This is a genomic window from Massilia varians, from assembly GCF_027923905.1.
GTDB lineage: Bacteria > Pseudomonadota > Gammaproteobacteria > Burkholderiales > Burkholderiaceae_D > Telluria > Telluria varians_B.
Window position 1 is genome coordinate 674,148 of sequence record NZ_AP026966.1, and the last position, 22,219, is coordinate 696,366.

16 protein-coding genes are annotated in these 22,219 nt (G+C 66.6%); 12 read left to right on the forward strand and 4 right to left on the reverse strand.

Translation table 11 applies throughout. The features are described from left to right. The gene (locus MasN3_RS03080; RefSeq protein ID WP_281912220.1) at positions 1–1,614 is read left to right on the forward strand and encodes a serine hydrolase; all 1,614 of its coding nucleotides are present in this window, start codon (positions 1–3) and stop codon (positions 1,612–1,614) included. Positions 1,615–1,719: 105 nt separating this feature from the next. On the opposite strand, the gene MasN3_RS03085 is transcribed toward MasN3_RS03080, so the two are convergent. Together MasN3_RS03085 and MasN3_RS03090 are read right to left on the reverse strand one after the other, a co-directional pair. Further along, complete coding sequence (locus tag MasN3_RS03085; RefSeq protein ID WP_281912223.1) at positions 1,720–3,291, reverse strand: S1C family serine protease; 1,572 nt, start codon at positions 3,289–3,291, stop codon at positions 1,720–1,722. 121 nt (positions 3,292–3,412) lie between these two features. After that, positions 3,413–4,213, reverse strand: a complete 801-nt coding sequence (locus MasN3_RS03090; RefSeq protein WP_281912224.1) for a class I SAM-dependent methyltransferase — start codon at positions 4,211–4,213, stop codon at positions 3,413–3,415. A gap of 388 nt (positions 4,214–4,601) precedes the next feature. Here MasN3_RS03090 and MasN3_RS03095 point away from each other — a divergent pair, with 388 nt between their 5' ends. The 11 genes from MasN3_RS03095 (at position 4,602) to MasN3_RS03145 (ending at position 18,793) form a co-directional block, all read left to right on the forward strand. Then, positions 4,602–6,236 (forward strand): TldD/PmbA family protein, encoded by a 1,635-nt coding sequence (locus MasN3_RS03095; protein WP_281912225.1) that lies wholly within the window; start codon positions 4,602–4,604, stop codon positions 6,234–6,236. A 15-nt stretch (positions 6,237–6,251) separates the two neighbouring features. Continuing rightward, positions 6,252–7,586, forward strand: a complete 1,335-nt coding sequence (locus MasN3_RS03100; RefSeq protein ID WP_281912227.1) for a TldD/PmbA family protein — start codon at positions 6,252–6,254, stop codon at positions 7,584–7,586. 132 nt (positions 7,587–7,718) lie between these two features. Beyond that, the gene (locus MasN3_RS03105) at positions 7,719–9,356 is read left to right on the forward strand and encodes a TldD/PmbA family protein (RefSeq protein WP_281912230.1); all 1,638 of its coding nucleotides are present in this window, start codon (positions 7,719–7,721) and stop codon (positions 9,354–9,356) included. 14 nt (positions 9,357–9,370) lie between these two features. Continuing rightward, positions 9,371–10,708 carry a TldD/PmbA family protein gene (locus MasN3_RS03110; protein WP_281912233.1) on the forward strand — a complete coding sequence of 446 codons (1,338 nt, stop codon included), beginning with the start codon at positions 9,371–9,373 and terminating at the stop codon, positions 10,706–10,708. Beyond that, on the forward strand, positions 10,709–11,329 hold the full coding sequence (locus MasN3_RS03115; RefSeq protein ID WP_281912234.1) for a DUF4159 domain-containing protein: 621 nt from the start codon (positions 10,709–10,711) through the stop codon (positions 11,327–11,329). 3 nt (positions 11,330–11,332) lie between these two features. Further along, complete coding sequence (locus MasN3_RS03120) at positions 11,333–12,337, forward strand: AAA family ATPase (protein WP_281912235.1); 1,005 nt, start codon at positions 11,333–11,335, stop codon at positions 12,335–12,337. Positions 12,338–12,339: 2 nt separating this feature from the next. Continuing rightward, on the forward strand, positions 12,340–13,242 hold the full coding sequence (locus MasN3_RS03125) for a DUF58 domain-containing protein (protein WP_281912237.1): 903 nt from the start codon (positions 12,340–12,342) through the stop codon (positions 13,240–13,242). Then, a complete protein-coding gene (locus tag MasN3_RS03130; RefSeq protein WP_281912239.1) occupies positions 13,239–14,210 on the forward strand; it encodes a BatA domain-containing protein in 972 nt (323 codons plus the stop codon). Before MasN3_RS03125 ends, MasN3_RS03130 begins: the two co-directional genes overlap by 4 nt. Next, a complete protein-coding gene (locus MasN3_RS03135) occupies positions 14,194–16,185 on the forward strand; it encodes a DUF4175 family protein (RefSeq protein WP_281912241.1) in 1,992 nt (663 codons plus the stop codon). The genes MasN3_RS03130 and MasN3_RS03135 overlap by 17 nt, the downstream gene beginning before the upstream one ends. 2 nt (positions 16,186–16,187) lie before the next feature. Beyond that, on the forward strand, positions 16,188–17,714 hold the full coding sequence (locus MasN3_RS03140) for a hypothetical protein (RefSeq protein WP_281912244.1): 1,527 nt from the start codon (positions 16,188–16,190) through the stop codon (positions 17,712–17,714). Positions 17,715–17,728: 14 nt separating this feature from the next. Next, positions 17,729–18,793 (forward strand): Kelch repeat-containing protein, encoded by a 1,065-nt coding sequence (locus tag MasN3_RS03145; RefSeq protein WP_281912245.1) that lies wholly within the window; start codon positions 17,729–17,731, stop codon positions 18,791–18,793. Here MasN3_RS03145 and MasN3_RS03150 read toward each other — a convergent pair. Together MasN3_RS03150 and MasN3_RS03155 are read right to left on the reverse strand one after the other, a co-directional pair. Continuing rightward, positions 18,750–21,131: a TonB-dependent receptor plug domain-containing protein gene (locus MasN3_RS03150; RefSeq protein ID WP_281912248.1), complete on the reverse strand. Its 2,382-nt coding sequence runs from the start codon at positions 21,129–21,131 to the stop codon at positions 18,750–18,752. The two genes, MasN3_RS03145 and MasN3_RS03150, sit on opposite strands and share 44 nt — an antisense overlap. A gap of 294 nt (positions 21,132–21,425) precedes the next feature. Next, entirely contained in the window at positions 21,426–22,202 is a 777-nt protein-coding gene (locus tag MasN3_RS03155; RefSeq protein ID WP_281912249.1) for a spermidine synthase, read from the reverse strand. Between the last annotated feature and the right edge of the window lie 17 nt (positions 22,203–22,219).

The window sequence follows — 22,219 nt, forward strand, 5'->3', positions numbered from 1 at the left end:
ATGAATCGCATTGCAGCCGCGGCCCTGCTCGCGCTGACCGCCAGCGCCACCGGCGCCGTATTCGCGCAGGACGCCGCGCCCGGCAGCGCCGCCGTCGCGCCTGCCTATGACCTGCGCGCCGACGTCGAGCGCGTCATGAAGGAATTCGACGTGCCGGGCATCGCCATCGCCGTGGTCAAGGACGGCAAGGTCCTGGCCGCCGAAGGCTTCGGCGTGCGCAAGCGCGGCGAGCCGGCCAAGGTCGACGGCAAGACCATCTTCGAGATCGCCTCGAACTCCAAGGCCTTCACCGCCGCGGCGCTGGCCATGCTGGTCGACCAGGGCAAGCTGGGCTGGGACGATCCGGTGATCAAGCACCTGCCGGACTTCCGCATGTACGACTCCTACGTCACCGCCGAGATGACCATCCGCGACCTGCTGGTGCACCGCAGCGGCCTGGGGCTGGGCGCCGGTGACCTGATGTGGTGGCCGACCACCAATTTCACCACCGACGAGATCATCCACAATCTCCGCTACATCAAGCCGGCCACCAGCTTCCGCAGCGCCTACGCCTACGACAACCTGCTTTACATCGTGGCCGGCAAGATCATCGCCGCCAAGTCGGGCAAGACCTGGGGCGAGACCATGCACGAGTGGATCCTCAAGCCGGTCGGCATGACGAACACCACCACCAGCCTGGAAGAGAACGCGAAGTTCGCCAACGTGTCGGCGCCGCACAGCAAGATCAACGGCAAGGCCGTGCCGGTCAAGCCGATGCCGGTGGCGAACGCGGTCGGCGCGGTTGGCATCAACACCAATGCCGAGGACATCGCGCGCTGGATGAACGTGCTGCTGGACAGCGGCAAGCTGGGCAAGGGCGCGGACGGCAAGGACGTGCGCCTGTGGTCGGACAAGCAGGCGCGCGAAATGTGGACCGCGCAGACCCCGATGACCATCAACACGCCGCGCGCGCCGCTGGCCGCCACCAAGCCGAACTTCTACGCCTACGGCCTGGGCTTCCAGCTGCGCGATTACCAGGGCAAGCTGGTGGCGATGCACGGCGGCGCGCTGCAGGGCTTCTACACCCGCGTGCTGCTGGTGCCGGAGTCGAAGCTGGGCATCGCGATCTTCACCAACGCCGAAAGCGGCCCCTCGCTGAACGCGCTGCAATACCGCCTGCTGGACCAGCACCTGGGCGTGGCGCCAACCGACTGGATCGGCCGCATCGCCGACATCGACCGCGAGAACCAGGCCAAGGAAGCGGCCCGCGTGAAGGGCGAAGCGGCATCGCGCGCGGCGGGCTCGAAGCCGTCGCTGCCGCTGGCGTCCTACGAAGGGGAGTATGAGGATGCGTGGTATGGCAAGGCGTCGATCAAGCGCGTGAACAACAAGCTGGTGCTGTCGTTCGCGAAGACGCCGGACCTGACCGGGGAGATGGAGCACTTCCAGCACGATACCTTCATCGTGCGCTGGAAGGAGAGGAACTTCAATGCGGATGCCTACGTCACCTTCTCGCTCGACCATGACGGCAGCATCGAGCGGGTGCGCATGAAGCCGGTGTCGACCGAGACCGACTTCAGCTATGACTTCCAGGATCTGCTGTTCACCCCGGTGAAAAAAGAGAAGAAGGTCTGATCCAAAGCTGGCTGGACGCGCGGCCGGCGAAGCCGACCACCCTACGGTAGGGTGGTCGGCTCTGCCGACCGCGCGTTCAACTACACGTCAAGCCGTCGAAACGCCTTACTTCCCGTTCCACACCTTCAGCATATCCTCCGACCCCTGGGTCCGAATCCCGTTATCCGACAGGATCCCCTCGGTCGCATCCAGCACCGCCTTGCGCGGCAAAATCATGTTCTCGCCATAGCGCTGGTCGAACTTGAACACGACGTGCTCGTCCTTCAGGTCGCGCAGCGTCGACACCAGGTGGGCCAGGCTGCGGATCTTGATGCCGTTGACCGTATCGACCACCGAAGCGAAGCGGTTGTTGTAGCCGCGGATCAGCGGATGCGGGAAGAACGGGCCGCTGATCACCACCAGCTCGTCGCGCGTGGCGTCCGGCGAATCGCCGCGCCGTGTGATCAGGGGGCTGTCGTTGAATGCGTAGGCGTTCGCCGCCGGCGCGCTCGCCATCAGGAAGGACAGGAATTCGCTGGTGGCGCGGGTGAACACCACCGGGCCGTAGACGAAGTAGGACGGATAGCCGCCGTTCAGGTCCGGAATCAGGAGCGGACGCGGGCCGCTGGTCGGCACCTCGACCTTCATCGGCTTGCCGGCGCGGATGATCGACATCGGCACCTTGCCGTTCTTGGCCAGTTGCTGGATGCGGTACTGGAAGCGCACGCGCAGGTTCGAACCCAGCTTCACCATGCCCTGGTTGTCGATCGGGTGTTCGCCGATGTGGGTGACGATGTCGCCTTCCTTCAGCGGCCAGCTGGCGTCGTTCTTGTACGGACGGTGCACCAGCGCGCCTTCCACCGACTTGTCGATCTTCAGGTACTGGCGCAGCCCCGGGTTCTCCAGGTTCTGGAAGCTGTCGTGCAGCAGCGGCTTGCCGTCGTAGCGGCCGTCCGCCACGTCCTTCAGGAACAGCTCGATCTCTTCGTTCGGGATCACGTAGCCGATGTTCTGGGCATTGGCCGCCATCGAGAAGGCCAGGCCGATCATCTTGTCGCCGGCGATCACCGGGCCGCCGCTGTTGCCCGGGTTGATCGGCGCGTCGATCTGGATACGCAGGCCCGAGCTGAACGAGCCGTAGCCGACGAATTCCACGCGCGAGACGATGCCGCGGGTGGTCGACAGCGAGTTGCCGCCTACCGGATAGCCGTAGGCGAACACCGCCTCGCGCACGTCCGGCAGCACGGCGGCGCGCTCTACCTTCGGGCGCTTGTCGAAGAAGGACGGGTCTTCCAGTTCCAGCACGGCCAGGTCCAGGCCGCGCGCCAGCGCGATCACCTTGGCCGGCACCCGGTCGCCCGACTGGCTGGCCTGCACCTCGACCTGGCTGGCGTAGCCGACCACGTGGGCATTGGTCAGGATGCGCTTGCCCTCGATGATGACGCCCGAGCCGGTGACGTCGGCCGGCGAGGCCTTGGTCCAGGGCTTGTACGGGTCCGGACGGCGCACGGTGGCGAAGATCTTGACGACCGAGTTCTCGACCGCCGGCAGGGCCGGGGCGGTGGTGGCGGACGGGGTGGCGACGGCCGGCGAGGGCGGCGTGGCGGGCGTCGGTGCCGGAGGCGGGGAGGTGTCCTGGGCGTGGACAAGGCCGCTCAGGGCGAATGCCACGGCGGCAGCAAGGCATGCGGTTTTCATGGATTCCTTCGGTGGCTCAACAGTACGAGTGGCAAGAATATACACGCTCGCCGCCGAAGGATATACACCAATCGTCACGGGAGGGGCAGCCCAGCGGGCTGCCGGCCTCCGGGTGGAGCGATTACTGCTTGACGAACTTGAGCGTCATGCGGTCGCTCTCGCCGATCGCCATGTACTTCTCGCGGTCCTTGTCCTTGTTCGACAGCACCGGCGGCAGGGTCCACACGCCTTTTTCGTGGTCGGCGGTGTCCTTCGGGTTGGCATTGATCTCGGACTTGGCGGCCAGCTTGAAGCCGGCGCCTTCGATGGTCTTGATGACCCAGGCTTCGTGCACGTAACCGCTCGAGGCCTTGGCGTCCTGCGTCATCGAGGCCGGCAGGCGATGGTCGACGACACCCAGCACGCCGCCGGGTTTGAGCACCTTGTGGATCTCCTTGAAGGTGTTCTTCAGCGCGTCCTCGCCGTTGCCGACCCAGTTGTGCAGGTTGCGGAAGGTGAGCACCATGTCGACGCTGTTCGGCGCCGCGATCTGGTAGGTCGCAGGCGGCTCGAACACGGCCGGGACCACCTTGTCGTAGACCGCCGGCGTGGCGTCGAACTTCTGCTTGAGCGCCATGCCGCCGCGCTTTTCCGGCACGAAGGCCTGGCCTGCCGCGATCAGCTTGCCGTTCTGGCGCAGGTAGGGCGCCAGGATCTCGGTGTACCAGCCGCCGCCGGGCGCCAGTTCCACCACCGTCATGTTGGGCTTGATGCCGAAAAAGCTGAGCGTCTCGTAAGGGTGGCGCGCGGCGTCGCGCGCCTTGTTGGCGGCGCTGCGGTGTTCGCCCGCGATGGCCGCTTTCAGGGCATCGTCCGCCAGTGCGGTGCCGGCGGCGCCGGCCAGGCCGGTGGCCAGCATGGCAGCCAGGATCAGTCGTTTCATCGGTTCGAAGTCTCCAAGTGATTGTGCGCGGCCGGGCGGGACGCCGCCGCCGCGCTGATGATCGGTCACAGCTGCCGGACAGTCAAGCGTTGCTTACGTATGCATATTTCCCTCGTAAACATGTCCGCGCCAGTGTCCGCGGCGGACGCCCGGACAGTCGCCCGGACACTTTGCGCGGACAGTGGGCATCCACTAAATCATGGGCTTAAACCATGCTTTGATCTGGCACAACAATTGCCTATTCAAAATCCCGAGTTGCTGCTAAGGTTGACAGGTTTAGCGAGGCCAACAGCCCCGCCGACACCACTCCCTCCGTAGTAAATACAAGAGCGGGCCGCACCACAAGGCGGGACCGCTGCCCAGAAGTAGGTTGATTTCAGGAGACTTTATGGAACGCCGTACCTTTCTCAATTTCAGCAGCCTGGCGCTCGCCTCCACGCTCGTTCCCTTCACCCGCGCGATCGCCGCGGACGAACTGCTCAGCTCAATGCCCACGGCCGCCAAGAAGGCGCTGGCCGACGTCGCACTGAACGCCGCCACCAAGGCCGGCGCCAGCTATGCCGACGTGCGCATCGGCCGCTACCTGAACCAGTTCATCACCACGCGCGACCTGAACGTCGAGAACGTGGCGAACACCGAGTCGGCCGGCGTCGGCGTGCGCGTGATCGCGAACGGCGCCTACGGCTTCGCCGCCACCTCGGACATGAGCAACGACGGCATCGCCAACGCGGCGCGCCAGGCGGTGGCGATTGCCAAGGCCAACGCCAAGCTGCAGTCCGAACCGGTGCGCCTTGCACCAGTGAAGGGCGTCGGCGACGTCTCCTGGTCCACCCCGATCAAGAAGGACTGGCGTACCGTGCCGATCAAGGAGAAGGCGGACCTCCTGATCGCCGCCAACAAGGCCGGCATGGAAGGCGGCGCGGCCTTCATGAATTCGATGCTGTTCCAGGTCAACCAGCAGAAGTACTTCGCCTCGACCGACGGCTCCTACATCGAGCAGGACGTGCACCGCCTGTGGGCGCCGTTCCAGGCCACCGCCGTGGACAAGGCCACCGGCAAGTTCCGCTCGCGCTCCGGCCTGGGCGCGCCGGTCGGCAAGGGCTATGAATACCTGGATGGCCTCAAGGAGCACAAGATCAAGGCTGCGGGCGGCGTTGCCACCCTGTACACCGATACCTACGACATCATCGAGGACGCGCGCGCCGCGGGCCGCGATGCCAAGGCCAAGCTGACCGCCAAGTCGGTCGCCCCGGGCAAGTACGACCTGATGCTGTCGCCGGAACACCTGTGGCTGACCATCCACGAGAACGTGGGCCACCCGACGGAACTGGACCGCGTGCTCGGCTACGAAGCCAACTACGCCGGCACCAGCTTCGCCACGCTGGATAAATGGGAATCGAAGAAGTTCAAGTACGGTAACCCGATCGTCAATCTGTTCGCCGACAAGACGACGCCGGGTTCGCTCGGCGCCATCGGCTACGACGACGAAGGCGTCAAGACCAAGAAGTGGGACATCATCAAGGACGGCATCCTGGTCAACTACCAGGCCACCCGCGACCAGGCCCACATCATTGGCGAGAAGGAATCGCACGGCTGCTCGTACGCGGACTCGTGGAACTCGGTGCAGTTCCAGCGCATGCCGAACGTCTCCCTCGCAGCGGGCAAGAAGAAGCTGACCCCGGACGAGATGGTCAAGGACATCAAGAAGGGCATCTACATCGTCGGCGACGGCTCCTTCTCGATCGACCAGCAGCGCTACAACGCCCAGTTCGGCGGCCAGCTGTTCTACGAGATCAAGGACGGCAAGATCGGCCAGATGCTGGAAGACGTGGCCTACCAGGCCAACACCCAGGAATTCTGGACCGCCTGCACCGCCATCTGCGACGAGCGCGACTGGCGCATGGGCGGTTCCTTCTTCGACGGCAAAGGACAGCCGCCGCAGATCAGCATCGTCTCGCACGGGTCGTCGACCGCGCGCTTCAACGGCATCAACGTGATCAACACCGCCCGCAAGATCGGCTAAGGCAAGAGGACCCTCATGAGCATCCTTACCCAGGACCAGACCAAGCGCATCACCGACCGGGTGCTGTCGCTGTCGAAGGCCGACGAGTGCACCGTCAACGTCGAAGGCGCGCGCATCGGCAACATCCGTTTTGCCCGCAATGCGGTCTCCACCGCCGGCCTGGCCGACGACACCCGCCTGACCGTGCAGGTGGCCTTCGGCAAGCGCCAGGGCACCGCCACCATCAACGAGTTCGACGACAAGTCGCTGGAAAAGGCCGTGCGCCGCGCCGAGGACCTGGCGCGCCTGGCGCCGGAGAATCCGGAATTCATGCCGGCGATCGCCAAGACCGGCTACAAGTCGTCCGAGACCTACGTCAAGCGCACCGCCGAGATCGACCCGGAATTCCGCGCCCAGGCCGCCGCCTACGCGATGGAAGCCTGCCGCAAGAAGGGCCTGGTGTCGGCCGGCTTCTTCACCGACCGCGAGACCTTTGAAACCGTGGCCAACTCGAACGGCGTGTTCGGCCACCAGGTCGCCACCTCGCTCGACTTCACCTGTACCGTGCGCACCGAAGACGGCCGCGGTTCGGGCTGGGTCAAGCGTTCGGCGCGCGACGTGGCCCGTTTCGATCCGCGCGAAGCGGCCGACGTGGCCATCGAGAAGGCGCTGCGCTCGGTGGACGCCAAGGCCCTCGAGCCGGGCCGCTACACCGTGGTGATGGAGCCATCCGCCACCAGCGACCTCTTGACCTTCATGATCGGCGGCTTCAACGCCCGCATGGCCGACGAGGGCCGCAGCTTCCTCTCTAAAAAGGGCGGCCAGAACCGCCTGGGCGACAAATTGTTCGACCAGCAGGTCAACATCTGGTCCGACCCGTGGGACAAGGACGTGCCGGTGCTGCCGTGGGACAGCGACATGCTGCCGCGCGAACGGACCCACCTGGTGAAGGATGGCCGCATCAACGCGCTGAACTACTCGCAGTACTGGGCCAAGCAGAAGGGCCAGCGCGCCATCGGCCGGGCCGGCAACATCATCATGGCCGGCACCGACAAGAGCACGGCCGAGCTGATCGCCAACACCAAGAAGGGCGTGCTGGTGACCCGCACCTGGTACATCCGCATGGTGGACCCGCAGTCGGTGCTGGTGACGGGCCTGACCCGCGACGGCACCTTCTACATCGAGAACGGCAAGGTCAAGCACCCGATCAAGAACTTCCGCTTCAACGAGAGCCCGGTGAGCATGCTGAACAACATCGACGAAATCGGCAAGCCGCTGGTGATCGGCGGCGACGAGGCGAATTATTCGATGCTGATTCCGGCGATGAAGATCCGCGACTTCAACTTCACGTCGCTGTCGGACGCAGTCTAAAACGTAGGGTGGGCGGGTGTCCCGCCCACGCGTTCAAATCACGCATGAATAGACTGTACGTCTGCTCACGCTCGGGTTGAACGCGTGGGCGGCGAAGCCGCCCACCCTACGAAACCCCATACGGATACTTAAATGGAACGTCGTAAATTCCTCCAGATCGGCGCCGGCACCGCGGGCGCCATGCTCATCCCCGTCTTCGGCAACGCCATCGCCGCCGATGAACTGATGAGCGCCATGCCCACCAGCGCCAAGAAGGCCCTGGCCGACATCGCGCTGAACGCCGCCACCAAGGCCGGCGCGTCCTATTGCGACGTGCGCATCGGACGCTACCTGAACCAGTTCATCATCACGCGCGACCTGAACGTCGAGAACATCAGCAATACCGAATCGACCGGCGTCGGCGTGCGCGTGATCGCGGGCGGCGCCTACGGCTTCGCCTCGACCAACGGCCTGACCCCGGACGGCATCGCCAACGCCGCGCGCCAGGCGGTGGCCATCGCCAAGGCCAACGCCAAGCTGCAGACCGAACCGGTGCGCCTCGCCCCGGTCAAAGGCGTGGGCGAAGTGGCCTGGGCCACCCCGGTCAAGAAGGACTGGCGCAACATCCCGGTCAAGGACAAGGCCGAGATGCTGATCGCCGCCAACAAGGCGGGCATGGCAGCCGGCGCGAGCTTCATGACCGCGTCGCTGTTCCAGATCAACCAGCAGAAGTACTTCGCCTCCACCGACGGCTCCTACATCGACCAGGACATCCACCGCCTGTGGGCGCCGATCAACGCCACCGCGGTCGACAAGGCCAGCGGCAAGTTCCGCTCGCGCGCGGGCCTGTCTTCGCCGGTGAGCATGGGCTACGAATACTTCGACGCCAAGGCCAGCGACAAGGTGCAGGCCGCCGGCGGCGTGACCACCCTGTACACCAACTCCTACGACATCATCGAGGACGCCAGGCTGGCGGGCAAGCAGGCGCGCGACAAGCTCACCGCCAAGTCGGTCGAGCCGGGCAAGTACGACCTGGTGCTGTCGCCCGAACACCTGTTCCTGACCATCCACGAGAACGTCGGACACCCGACGGAACTGGACCGCGTGCTCGGCTACGAAGCCAACTACGCCGGCACCAGCTTCGTCGGCCTGGACAAGTGGGAGTCGAAGAAATTCAAGTACGGTTCCGAGCGCGTGAACTTCGTTGCCGACCGCACCACGCCGGGCTCGCTCGGCCTGATCGGCTACGACGACGAAGGCGTGCCGGCCAAGAAGTGGGACATCATCCGCAACGGCATCCTGGTCAACTACCAGGCCACGCGCGACCAGGCCCATATCATCGGCGAGAAGGAATCGCACGGCTGCTCCTACGCCGACAGCTGGAGCACCATCCAGTTCCAGCGCATGCCGAACATCTCGCTGGAAGCGGGCAAGGCGCGCCTGACCCCGGACGAGATGGTCAAGGATGTCAAGAAGGGCATCTACATCCTGGGCCGCGGTTCCTACTCGATCGACCAGCAGCGCTACAACTCGCAGTTCGGCGGCACGCTGTTCTATGAGATCAAGAACGGCAAGATCACCGGCCAGCTGGAAGACGTGGCCTACCAGACCAATACCCAGGAATTCTGGAACGCCTGCTCGGCCATCTGCGACGAGCGCGACTGGCGCATGGGCGGCTCGTTCTTCGACGGCAAAGGCCAGCCGAGCCAGGTGAGCGCCGTCTCGCATGGTTCGAGTACCGCGCGCTTCAATGGCATCAACGTCATCAACACCGCACGCAAGATCGGTTGAGGGAAGGGGACAATATGAAACAGCTGAACCAGGAAGAAGCAAAACGCATCGCCGACCGCGTGATCGGTCTCTCGAAAGCCGACGAATGCACCGTCTCGATCGAAGGCAACCGCACCGGTAACATCCGCTTCGCACGCAACAGCGTGTCGACCGCCGGCCTGACCGAAGACACCCAGCTGGCCGTGCGCGTGGCCTTCGGCAAGCGCGTCGGCACCGCCGTCATCAACGAGTTCGACGACAAGTCGCTGGAAAAGGCCGTGCGCCGCGCCGAGGAACTGGCGCGCCTGGCGCCGGAGAATCCGGAATTCGTGCCGGCCGTCGGCAAGCAGGAATACCAGCTCACCAGGACTTTTGTTCCGAGCACCGCCGCCATCGACCCGGCCTACCGCGCCGAAGTGGCGGCCGCGTCGATCGGCCAGGCGCGCGCCAAGAAGCTGGTCACCGCCGGCTTCTTCACCGACAGCACCCGGTTTGCCTGCATCGCCAACTCGAAGGGCGTGTTCGGCTTCCAGGAATTCACCGACCTGTCCTTCACCTGCACCGCGCGCACGGAAGACGGCCGCGGTTCGGGCTGGGTGACCCGCTCGGCGGTCGATGCGCGCCGCTTCAACGCGGCCGAGGCGGCTGAGATCGCGATCGACAAGGCGCTGCGCTCGGTCGACGCGAAAGCGCTCGAGCCGGGCCGCTACACCGTGATCCTGGAGCCGGCGGCAACCTCGGAAATCCTCGGCAACATGTTCAGCTCCTTTGGTGCGCGCGCCGCCGACGAGGGCCGCAGCTTCCTGGCCAAGAAGGGCGGCGGCAACCGCCTGGGCGAGAAGCTGTTCGACGAGCAGGTGAACATCTGGGCCGACCCGTGGAACCCGGACGTGCCGGTGGCCCCATGGGACAGCCAGACCCTGATCGCCCGCAAGCGCACCGACCTGATCAAGAACGGCCGCGTCGCCTCCCTCGGCTACTCGCCGTTCTGGGCGCAGAAGACCGGCAACCAGGCCACCGCGGGCCACGGCAACATGATCATGGCCGGCGGCACCAAGTCGCTGGAAGAGCTGGTCGCCGGCACCAAGAAGGGCATCGTGGTCACCCGCACCTGGTACATCCGCATGGTGGACCCGCAGTCGCTCCTGATTACCGGCCTGACCCGCGACGGCACCTTCTACGTCGAGAACGGCAAGATCAAGCACCCGGTGAAGAACTTCCGCTTCAACGAAAGCCCGGTCACCATCCTCAACAACATCGACGAACTGGGCAAGCCCGAGATCATCGGTGGCGACGAGGTGCCGTTCCAGATGGTGCTGCCGCCGATGAAGGTCCGCGACTTCAACTTCACCTCGCTCTCAGACGCAGTCTAAATGGCGAACTACGATTTCTACTTCACGCGCCTGAGCTACGAATCGGGCGACTGGGACGTGGATATCCGTATGCCCAGCAACGTGCTGAACTCGCTCGTCGAGTACACCACGCTGCGGGTGGATCCGGCGGAGCGCATCGTCGCCCTGTCGGATCCGAAGATGCTGCAGGCGCCGTTCTGCTATTTCGCGGGGCACAAGCTGGTGCAATTCACCCCGGCCGAGCGGCGCAACCTCGAAAAGTACGTGCGCGGCGGCGGCTTCGTCTTTGTCGACGACTGCAACCACGACATCGACGGGCTGTTCGCCAAGTCCTTCGAGGCCGAGATGGTCAAGATGTTCGGCGCCTCCGCACTCAAGAAGATTCCGAATACGCATCCGCTGTATTCCTGCTTCTTCAAGTTCGACGGGCCGCCGACCACTGGTGGGGAACTCAATGGCTGGGGCGACGACCTGGTGCACGAGTACCTGAAGGCGATCGAGTTCGGCGGGCGCATCCGCCTGCTGTACTCGAACAAGGACTACGGATGCGAGTGGGACTACGACTTCCGCAACAAGCGGTTTCTCGCGGTCGACAACACCCGCTTCGCGGTCAATATCATTCAATATGCGTTGGGAGCGTAAGCGGTGGCTGAACGTGAAGTGGTAGCGTGGAGTGAAACGGAAATTGCCGAGCTGACGGCGAAGGTCGGCGCCCTGAAGGCCAGCATGGCGCGCGTCATCATCGGGCAGGAAGACGTGGTCGACTTGCTGGTGACCTGCCTGCTGGCGGGCGGCCACGCGCTGGTCGAGGGCGTGCCGGGCCTGGGCAAGACCTTGCTGGTGAAGTCGCTGGCGCAGGCCACCGACATGGCGTTCCGCCGGGTGCAGTTCACGCCGGACCTGATGCCCTCGGATATCGTCGGCACCGAGATCCTGGAAGAAGACAGCGTCACGCGCCAGCGCGTGTTCCGCTTCCAGCAAGGCCCCGTGTTCACCCAGGTGCTGCTGGCGGACGAGATCAACCGCGCGCCGCCCAAGACCCAGTCGGCATTGCTGGAAGCGATGCAGGAACGGGCCGTCACCTTCGCCGGCACGACCCACAAGCTTCCGCGCCCCTTCTTCGTGCTCGCCACGCAGAACCCGATCGAGCAGGCCGGCACCTATCCGCTGCCGGAAGCCCAGCTCGACCGCTTCCTGTTGCGCATCGACGTGGTCTACCCGACCGAGGACGAAGAGGTGCTGATGGTCTCGCGCACCACGCACGCCGGCCTGGACGACGCCGAACCGGCGACGACGGTCGAGACCCTGCTGCGCCTGCAGCAGCTGGTGCGCGACATCGAGATCGGCGAACACCTGCTGCGCTACGCGACGCGCCTGGTGCGCAATACCCGTCCGGCCCTCACCACGGTGGCGGCGGTCAAGCAGCACATCGGCTGGGGCGCCGGCCCGCGCGCCGGCCAGGCCCTGGTGCTGGCCTCGAAGGCGCGGGCCCTGATGCAGGGACGCCTGGCGGTCACGCGCGACGATATCCAGGCCATGCTGCTGCCGGTGCTGGCGCACCGCGTGCTGCGCAACTTCGAGGCCGAGGCCGACGGCATCGCCATCGCCGACATCCTGCAATCCCTGCGCAACGAGATCCGGGTCGATTAATCTTGTCGCTGGCGAAGACCGCGCTGATCGCGCACACGCAAAAGCTCGACCTCGTGATCCGTCATGTGCTGGCGGGGCTCGGCCACGGCATCCACGCCGGGCGCGAGCGTGGGGCGGGCGTTGAATTCTCCGAGTACCGGGCCTATGCGCCCGGGGACGAATGGCGCCGCGTCGACTGGAAACTGCTGGCCCGCGCCGACCGCTATTTCGTGCGCGAGGCCGAGCGCGACAGCCACGTGGCGGTCTGGCTGGTGCTGGACGCCAGCGCCTCGATGCTGGAACCCAGCCGGCTGGTAGCGGGGGTCGACAAGCTGGCCTATGCGCGCACCTTGCTCGGCTGCGTGGCGGCCATCGCCCAGCGCCAGGGCGACGCCTTCGGCCTGGTGGTCCTGAACGGCGGGAGGGTAGCGTTCACGCCGGCCATGCGCGGGCCGCGCCAGCTCCAGCGCGTGCTGCTGCAGCTGAGCCGCGTGCAGGCGGAGGGCGAACTGCCGGACGCCGCTACCTTGCGTGCCAGCCTGCATTTTGCCCAGTCCCCCAGCGTCATTTTTACCGCCAGCGACCTGCTCGACTGGCCGTCGCCGCTGTCGCAGGCCCTGGTCCGCCTGCGCGGCATGCGCCACGACGTGCGCGTGCTGTGCCTGCAGACGCAGGCGGAAGTGGACGCCAGTTTTTCTTCGAACCTGGCCTACCGTGATCCGGAGCAGAGGAAAGACGACAGCGGGGGCGTCTACCGCTTCGGCGCCGACCTGAAGGAAGGCTATCGCCAGAACCGCGAGGCGCATTTCGCCACCGTCACCGCGGCCTGCCGCAAGAGCGATATCCCGATCGTCGCCGCGCGCATCGAGCAGCCGCCGGGTGAGGTCCTGCGCCTCTGGCTGCGCCGTCCCGGGAGCCGTTCATGAACCAGCTGTGGTGGTTCGCATTACCGATCCTGCTGCTGCCGGTCTGGTGGCACCGCCGCAAGCGCGAGCAGCACAAGGCCGAGGTGCTGGCCACCAGCCGCTTCCTGCCGCGCGCCGAACCGCGCCAGACGCGCGAGTGGCGGTGGAAGGACCTCGTGCTGCTGCTGGTGCGCTGCCTGATGCTGGCCACCCTCATCGCCTGGCTGGCCGATCCGGTCATGCCCTGGCGCGGCGATACCGTCATCGTCGCGGCCGGCACCGATGCCAAGTGGGCCGATGCGCAGGCGGCGCCGGCCGGACTGGCCAAGGCCGACCGCCTCGTCATGCCGGGGCAGCAAGCGCTCACCTGGCTGCGCGCCCACCAGCGCGAATGGCGGCCTGACGCCCGCCTGCTGGTGCTGGGCGACGTGCCGATGCCGGCGCTGGTGCCGGAATTCGGCCGCAAGATCGAACTACGCACCCTGGCGCGCCCGCCGGAGAAGGTCGAGCGCCGTGTCTACATCGCCAGCGAGCGCCCGGAGCAGTGGCGCCGCGTGTTCGCCCTGGAAGGGATTGCCGTCGATGCGGCGCCGGGCCCAAGGACCTCGCTCATCGTCTGGGACCGCAAGGAGGCGCCGCCGGCATCGCTGCGCGCGCCATTGTGGCTCGTCACCGACATCGCCGCCTTCCCGGAACTGGGCAAGGCGCAGCAGCTGGACGGCCTGCGCTACGCCGACAGCGCGCGCGGCCGTCTATGGCATGCAAAAACCTGGCCGCCGGCGTCGGCCGACGCCGCGCGCACGCTGCTGGAAAACTGGCAGCGCCTGCACGCCGGACCGCCGGCCTACACGGTGCCATCGCGTGTGTTCGAGGCGTCAGGCGCGGTGCGTGCGCCGGAACCGAGCGGCGCGCTGCGCGACATGCTGATGGCGTTGCTTGCGGCATTGTTCGTACTTGAAAGGAGTCTCACGCATGCAAGACGGCGCTGAGATCGTCAAACGCGTCTGGCGTGCGGCCCAGCTGCGCCGGCTGCCCTTGTGGATTGCCGGCGCCCTGCCGTGGCTGCTGATCCGCTCCGCTCCGGGCCTGATCGCCTGGACCATGTGGTGCGCCTTGGACTGGGCCATCCTGCGCCGCCGCGTCGGCGTCGAGTGGACCTCTTGGCTCGACGGCGCCGTGCCGGAGATGGAAGACAGCAGCGCGCTGCTCGAGCATGCGCCGACCCCGGTCGCCCAGCTCCAGCGCCGCCGCATCCTCGAGCGCCTTGATGCCAGTCTCACCAACCAGGAACTGCGCCGCATCGTACGCGGCCGTGTGATGCTTGGCCTGCCCTGGCTGCTGGGCAGCGTGGCGGGCGCCGCGGCCGTCTGGTTCGCCACCGCCGCGCCGCAGCAGGGCCTTGCCGCGGCGTCCGGCAAGCTGCCGGCGGCGATCGCAGCGCCGGCAACGAGCCAGCTGGTGGTGCGCGCCGCGCCGCCGGCCTACACCGGCGTGGCCGCCATCGCGTCGGCGCCGAAGGACCTGCAGGTGCCGGAGCAGACCATGCTGACCTGGTGCCTGAAGGACCCGTCGGCCGCGGAGGAAACCATTGAGCTCAGCACGGGCCAGGTGCTCAAGCCGGGCAAGGAATGCGCGCGCTGGACTGCGACCGAATCGGTGTTCTGGCGCTGGCAGGGCAAGCGCTATACGGTCAGGGTCATCCCCGACCAGCCGCCGGAAATCACGATCACCGCCCCGACCCAGATGGTGCAGGAGCTTTCCGAGACGGCCATCAGCGCGGCCATGGCCGTGAAGGTGCGTGACGACTACCTCATCAAGCGCGCCACCCTGCACATGACGCTGGCGCGCGGCAGCGGCGAGAACATCCGCTTCACCGACCGCGAGATGCCGCTGCCGGCATCGCCCGATCCGAAGCAGCGCAACTGGTCGAAGAACTGGACGTTGGCGGAACTCGGCATGGAGCCCGGCGACGAACTGTACTTTTTCGTGCGCGCCACCGACAACGCGGCCCGCCCGCACACGGTGCAGTCGCCCACCTACACCTTGCGCCTGCCGGCGCCAATGGAGGACGCGGAAGAGGACAGCGCCGCCATGCCGATGCTGGTCAAGCCGCAGAGCTTGCGCAGCCAGCGCCAGATCATCATCGATACCGAGCAGCTGATCGCCGACATGCGCACCCAGAAGATCGCCAGGGACGAAGTGGTCGAGCGCAGCCAGCGGATCGCCAGCGACCAGGGCGCGCTACGCCGCCGCTACGGCCAGTTCCTGGGCGAGGAATCCTCGCTGTTCACGGACGGCGACGACGACCATGACGACCACGACGACCATGGTCCGGGCGAAGGCGGCAGCACCCAGGACATCCTGCACCAGTACGGCCACGCCCACGACGAAGCCGAGAACGCGACGCTGTACGACGAAGGGACGAAAAAAGTGCTGCGCCGCGCGCTGGTGGCGATGTGGGATGCCGAGAAAGCCTTGCGTGCGATCACGCCGAAAGCCGCCCTGGCGCCCGAGCACAAGGCCCTGGAAGCGATCAAGGAGCTGCAGCAGGCCGAACGCATCTATCTGCACAAGACCGCTTTCGTTCCGCCGCCGATCAAGGAAGAAAAGCGCATGACCGGCGACATGGACGGGACCGTCAGCTACCGCCGCGAGCAGGATGGCGCCGACAAACGCGTGCCGGACGAGCTAGGCCAGCTGGTGCAGGCGCTGCTTGGGGACGGCCCGCTGCCGGCCCTGTGGACCCGCGGCGCGCACGACTGGGTGCGCGAGCGCCTGCAGGACGACGATCAGCGCCTGTCGGCCCAGAAGGCGATCCAGGACGTGGCTGACGGTTGCCTTGCCTGCCGCCCGGTGCTGCGCGCCTGGCTGCGCCAGGGCGCGGGGCAGGGCAAGGTGCTGCTGCAGGCCAAGCCAGCGGTCGAGACGCCCTTGGTGCGCGCCTGGCGTGAGGGGATGAAATGATGATGAGCACAAACCTCATGCTGGCCCTGATCGGCTTGGCCGGTGTCGCCAGCGCCGGCCTGTATGCCTGGCGCGGCAAGTTCATCGACGCGCTGCTGGTGCTGGTCGCCGCGGCGGCGCTCGGCCTGTTCGCGGCCGGCATCCGCATGCCGGGCGATGCGGGCCGCACGCTCGTCCTCGATCCGGCGGCGCCGGCGCCGGCGCTGGATGGCGTGCGCGCCTTCGCGGTGAAGGGCGACGGCCTGCGCGCCGCCCAGTGGGACGACCTGCCTGCGCTGCCGCTGCAGTGGCAGCGCCCGGAAGGCGGCACCCTGCGCCTGCATTATCCGCGCCAGCTGGCGCTCGGCCGCAGCTTTACCTTGCGGGTGCAGCGCGACGATCAGACAGAGGCACGCCTGCAACTGCTGGCCGAGAACGGCCAGCTCATCGCCGATGCGCGCGGCACGGGCGACCTGGTGGTGAACTGGATGCCGCCCCTGGCAGAGCGCCTGGTGCTCAAGGCGCGCCTGCTCGATGGCGCCGGCAAGACCATCGCCGAAGGTCCGCTGCCGCTGACCATCGTCGAGCCGAGCATCCTGCAGGTGCAGGGCCGATTCGGCGCGCCGTCCTTCGACCTGCGTACCCTGAACGAGCTGCTGGCCGGCAGCGGCGCACTGCTCGACTGGCAAGTGGTGCTGGGCCGCGCCATCACGCGCACCGAACTGCCTTTGGCCGAGATGAAGGCGCCGAACCTGCTCGTGATCGACGCCGCCTGGTTCGAGCGCGCCACCGGCGCGGAACGCTCGGCGCTGCTGGGCCGCGTGGCCGGCGGCCTGCCGCTCCTGGTGCTGGGCGCGAACGCCAATGATCCCGGCGTCTGGTCGCGCACGCTGGGCTTGCGCCTGCAGGCGCAGCCGGCGGACAGGAAGATCGATCGGCCGCTGGAGCTGCCGGTGGCGCGGCTGAACCCCGCCGCGCGTGAAGCGGGCGAATGGACTGGCACTGACGACCTGGTATGGACCCGCGGCTGGCAGAAGGGCCGCATCGCCTGGCTCGGCGCCAGTGAATGGCACCGCCATGCGATCACCGAGCCGCAGGCGCTGGCGCTGTGGTGGCAGGGCGTGCTGGACCGCGTGGGCATCGACGTTTCGAGAGAAGTCGAATGGTTGGAGCCGGAAGAACTGCCGCTGCCGGGCCGGCGCATGGAGCTGTGCGCGCGCGGCGTGAAGGGTGAAGTAGCTTTCCCGGACCTGAAGCTGGTGCGGTCCTGGACGTCGCGTCTTGACGCCGCCTGCGTGGCCGTCTGGCCGGAGCGGTCGGGCTGGCTGCGGGTAGAGGATGCCAGGGCGGGCACGCATGCGGTCTACGTGTATGCGCCGGGTGACTGGCCGCAATGGCAGGCCGCGCAGCGCCGCGATGCCACGGCGCGTTATGCCGCACGGACGCCGGCGAACGCCATGGCGGGCGCGGCGCGCGCCTTCCCGGCCTGGCCGTTCGCGCTCGCCTTTACCTTGGCGATGCTGCTGCTCTGGTGGCGCGAGCGCCGTTGATCGAAGGAGGCACATTGAAGTCGATTCTTCCGGCCGTGCTGGCCATGGCGCTGTTCGCCACCTCTTGCCAGGCCGCGGCGCAGACCGTGAGCTGGTCGCGCGCTGCCGATGCCACCGTGGCGCGGCAGGAAATCTATCCCGCCGTGGTGGGTGAGAAGATCATCGTGGCAGGCGGCGTGCTCTCGCAGGCACCGGGCTTTACCGACCATGTCGAAGCCTATGACGTGCAAGCGGGCCGCTGGACCACGCTCGCGCCCTTGCCCGAAGGCCGGCACCACATCGCGTTGGCCGAGGCCGGCGGCAAGGTCTATGGCATCGGCGGCTTCTCCGGCGCCATTCCGGACTGGCGCGCCCATGCAACCGTGTTCGTCTATGACGCCCAGGCCAACCGGTGGTCGGCCGGGCCGTCCTTGCCACAGCCCAGGGCCGAAGGCGTGGTCGCCACCGTCAAGGACAGGATCTACTTCATCGGCGGACGTGTCCCGACCGGCCCGGAGGCGGCGCACATCAACGCGCATGCGGATACCGCTCGGGGTGAGGCGCTGGACACGCGCACCAAGCGCTGGGAGCGCATCCCTGACGCGCCCAGCGCACGCAACAGCGCGGCCGCCGGCGTCATCGGCGACAAGATCTACGTGGTGGGCGGACGCCAGATGGTCAAGCAGGCCGACGGCAGGCAGCGGCCGGTCAACCTGGCGACGCTGGAGGTCTACGACACCGCTACCAGGCGCTGGGAGACCAGGGCGCCGATGCCCCAGGCGCAAGGCGGCCTGGCCGCGGCCGCCCATGACGGCAAGCTGTATGCCTTTGGCGGCGAGCAGTTCGTCCCGTCCAGCAAGGTGTTTGCCGAGGCCTGGGTGTATGACCCCGGGACCGACCGCTGGTCGGCCCTGCCGCCCATGCCGACGCCACGGCATGGGCATGGCGCGGCGGCCGTCGGCAACCGCGTCTTCCTGATGGGTGGCGGCGAGAAGGTCGGAGTGGGCGCGAGCCGGGTGCTGGAAGTGCTCGCGATCCCGGTCGCGGAACGCGTTCCTAAAACGCGTAATCAGCCTTCACGTAATACGACCGCCCATTGATCCCGAACGGGCACGTCTCCCAGCAATACGTAAAGCCCAGCTGCGGGAAGGGCGCCGCTTTCACCGGATCCCACCTGGTCGGATAGGTATCGAACAGGTTGTTGACACCCGCGCTCAGGCTCATGTTTCTGGTGAAGTTGTAGCGCCCGGTGAGATCGACGATCCACTTGGCCGACCAGGTCTGGATGAAGCCGGGCGTGAAGCCCTGGCCTTCCACTTCGCCGAAGTAGTTCGCGCGCGCCGTCGCGTTCCACTGTCCGAGCGTGTAGTCGGCCGCCACCACGTGGTGCTGGCGCGGCTGGCCTTTCTCGATCAAGGTCACCTGGGTGTCGTCGAACAGCTGGGTGCCCGTCAAGACCGCCGATTGCGAATGGCGGTCCTTCACCCTGGTGCGGTTGAAGCCGAGCTGGCCGGACAGTACCAGGGTCGCGCCCTGGGCGCGCGTGGTGTGTTGCGCCACCAGGTCGAAGCCGGTGGTGCCGGTGTCGATCGCGTTGGTGAAGAACTGCGCCTGGCCCACGCGCAGCGGGTCGAGGATGGCGCGGATCGGGCAGCTTGCTGCGGTCGGGCAGGGGCCGGACTCTGGCGCGATGTTCGACGAGAACACGATGCGGTCGTCGATGTTGGTGCGGTACAGGTCGGCCGTCACCGAGAAGTTGCGGGTCGGGCGCAGGATCATGCCGATGCTGGCGCTTTTTGAGGTCTCTTCCTGCAGCGGCGCGATGCCGAAGGCGCGGGTCACGGCGCTGTTCTCGCGCGCGGTCAGGGTCTCGGTCAGCACGCCGGCGGCGTTCAGGTTGGTCGACACCGAGCTGTAGAACTTTTGCTGCACGCCCGGCGCACGAAAGCCCGTCGACGCGCTGGCGCGCAGGCCGATGGCGCGCAACGGATCGAAGCGCAAGCTCAGCTTGCCGATGGTGGTGTTGCCGAAGTCCGAGTAGCGCTCGTGGCGCAGGGCTGCGCCCAATGCGAGCGCGTCGCCCAGCTTGCGTTCCAAGTCGACGTAGTAGGCGGTATTGCGGCGGCCATCGTCCACTTCGGTGCCCGGCGTGTAGCCCGGGAAGCCCTGGATGCCGGAAGCGGCGATGCCGCCGCTCTGGTCGCGGATGATCTTGCGCGGATCGTTGCTGCGGCCGTACTGGTACGAGACCGGGTCGCCGGCCACGATCCGGTAGTTATCCCGGCGCCATTCGAAACCGGCGCCGATGTGGAGCGGGGCGCCGGCGACGGCGATCGAGCCCTTGACGTCGAGGTTCAGCGTGGTCTGGTCGAACTTCAGCTTGCCGGTATCGGCCGCCAAGGGCGAGCTGCCGTTCTCGTAGTAGTAGCTGACGTTGATCGAGTTGCGCTCGTGGAAACCGAGCTCGCTGCGGCCGTGGTTGACGCTCAGGTCCACGCTCCAGTCGCCGCTCAGGTCGTGCTTGTAGCCCAGGCCCAGCGAGGCATCCTTCACGGTGGTGATGATGTTCGGCAGGAAGCCGTTCGGATAGACGGCCGGCACGTTGCGCGCGTCGCCCGCCGAGCGGAAGAAGCCCGAGGAATCGCCCTTGCGCTTCGAGGCGCCGCCAAAGCTGTACAACTCGCCGCCGCCCATCGGCAGCGCGGCGTTCAGCCACAGGTAGCCATCCTTGGCCAGGCTGTCGCCGATGCGCTGGGTGACGCGCGGCGGGTCGACACGCAGTGTGTCCGGGCCGGCGCGGTTGGTGTCGTTGCGGCGCCGGCCTTCCGCCGAGAGGTTCAGGTAGCCGCCGTCGAGGCCGAGGGCGAAGCCCTTGTGCGCGCTGGCGGTATAGGTGTCGCCGTCGCCTTCTCGGGTGGTGCCGAGGCTGGCGCTGAGCTGGGTATCGGTCACGCCCTTCTTCAGGACGATGTTGATCACGCCGGCGATCGCGTCCGAGCCGTACTGCGCGGCTGCGCCGTCGCGCAGGACCTCGATCGACTGGATGGCGGACAGGGGAATCGCATTGATGTCGGTGCCGGCCGAGCCGCGGCCGATGGTCTGCTGCACGTTGATAAGCGCCTGCTGGTGGCGCCGCTTGCCATTTACCAGCACCAGCAGCTGGTCCGGACCGAGGCCGCGCAGGGTGGCGGGGCGGATGATGTCGGTGCCGTCGCTGATGAACGTCGTGGTGAAATTGAACGAGGGGTCGAGGTCCTGCAGCACCTTGCCGAGTTCGAGCGAGCCGGCTGACTGGAGGTCTTTCGCGCTGATCAGGCCGACCGGCACGGCGGTCTCCAGCGCGCTCTTGGCCTGGGTCCGCGAACCCAGCACGATCACGGTCGCCGTCTCTTTCTGGTCCTGGGTGCCCGCCGCTTCCTGCGCAAACGCCGGTGCCATGGCCGATGCCAGTGCCGTTGCAAGCGCTACCCGCCTGGTCGATTGATTCACCATCTTGTCCTCTTGTGAGAAGTTATGCCATCACAAAAGTTAGGTCTTGTTTAGCTCTAACAAATTGATTCGGGACAAGTATTCATGTAAATACAAATCTGAGCTGTGCAATCGACAACACTCTCGGGTGATGCGCGCCATTCACACGGGGCAGGCATCCACGATGGGTAATCTCCTCGTGCATACCGATTTCGGCCTACCTGCGCAGGACGGCGGCGGGCCAGCAGGGACGCTAGCGCTGCCTTACGCGTGGTCGCGCATCCACTCCTTCAGTCCATCCACCCACTTCTTGCCCGGCAGGTTCAGGTGGCGCCGGATTTCGCCGGCACGTTCATACAGCACCGAAAAATCAAGCTCGGGCGCCTGCTTGAAGGCCAGCACCACGATGTTGGCATCATGCACCTCGGGCAGCCACACCACGGCGTCGAACACCTGCTGCATGGTGAGCAGGTTCTTGTCGTAGCTGTCGAAGTCGCCGAACACGTTGGCGGTCATGATGCCATTGTTGCTCAAGCAGTCATGGCAGCCCTGGTAGAACTCCAGCGAATCGAGCACCGGCCCGCGCGCGTCGTGGTCGTACAGGTCCACCTGCAGCACGTCGACCTGGCCGTGGTTGCCGGCATCGAGCACGAAGTCGAGCGCATTCATCTCGCGCACGTCCAGGCGCGCGTCGTTTTCGGGCAGGCCGAACAGGGCGCGGCAGATGGCGATCACGTTCGGGTTCAGTTCAGCCACGCTCACGCGCGCACCGGGAAAGCGCCGGTAGCAGAACTTGGTCAGGGCCGCGCTGCCCAGGCCCAGCTGGACGATGCGGCGCGGGTCCTGGATGAACAGCGTCCACATCATCATCATCTGCACGTATTCGAGCTCGATCGCATCCGGCTTGGACAGGCGCATCGCGCCCTGCACCCAGGAGGTGCCAAGGTGCAGGAAGCGCACGCCGTCGAACTCGTCGATGGTGGCGGGTGGATGGCCCGGCTGGGCGAAGCGGGGATCGATGCGGGCGTAGGAAGGAGGCATAACAGCCGAATGATACC

Coding starts and splice junctions, on each gene's coding strand:
- MasN3_RS03095 (WP_281912225.1), top strand. CDS start 4,602: ATGGAACGCCGTACCTTTCTCAATTTCAGCAGCCTGGCGCTCGCCTCC.
- MasN3_RS03150 (WP_281912248.1), bottom strand. CDS start 21,131: ATGGCACCGGCGTTTGCGCAGGAAGCGGCGGGCACCCAGGACCAGAAA.
- MasN3_RS03110 (WP_281912233.1), top strand. CDS start 9,371: ATGAAACAGCTGAACCAGGAAGAAGCAAAACGCATCGCCGACCGCGTG.
- MasN3_RS03085 (WP_281912223.1), bottom strand. CDS start 3,291: ATGAAAACCGCATGCCTTGCTGCCGCCGTGGCATTCGCCCTGAGCGGC.
- MasN3_RS03090 (WP_281912224.1), bottom strand. CDS start 4,213: ATGAAACGACTGATCCTGGCTGCCATGCTGGCCACCGGCCTGGCCGGC.
- MasN3_RS03135 (WP_281912241.1), top strand. CDS start 14,194: ATGCAAGACGGCGCTGAGATCGTCAAACGCGTCTGGCGTGCGGCCCAG.
- MasN3_RS03130 (WP_281912239.1), top strand. CDS start 13,239: ATGAACCAGCTGTGGTGGTTCGCATTACCGATCCTGCTGCTGCCGGTC.
- MasN3_RS03115 (WP_281912234.1), top strand. CDS start 10,709: ATGGCGAACTACGATTTCTACTTCACGCGCCTGAGCTACGAATCGGGC.
- MasN3_RS03155 (WP_281912249.1), bottom strand. CDS start 22,202: ATGCCTCCTTCCTACGCCCGCATCGATCCCCGCTTCGCCCAGCCGGGC.
- MasN3_RS03100 (WP_281912227.1), top strand. CDS start 6,252: ATGAGCATCCTTACCCAGGACCAGACCAAGCGCATCACCGACCGGGTG.
- MasN3_RS03140 (WP_281912244.1), top strand. CDS start 16,188: ATGAGCACAAACCTCATGCTGGCCCTGATCGGCTTGGCCGGTGTCGCC.
- MasN3_RS03080 (WP_281912220.1), top strand. CDS start 1: ATGAATCGCATTGCAGCCGCGGCCCTGCTCGCGCTGACCGCCAGCGCC.
- MasN3_RS03105 (WP_281912230.1), top strand. CDS start 7,719: ATGGAACGTCGTAAATTCCTCCAGATCGGCGCCGGCACCGCGGGCGCC.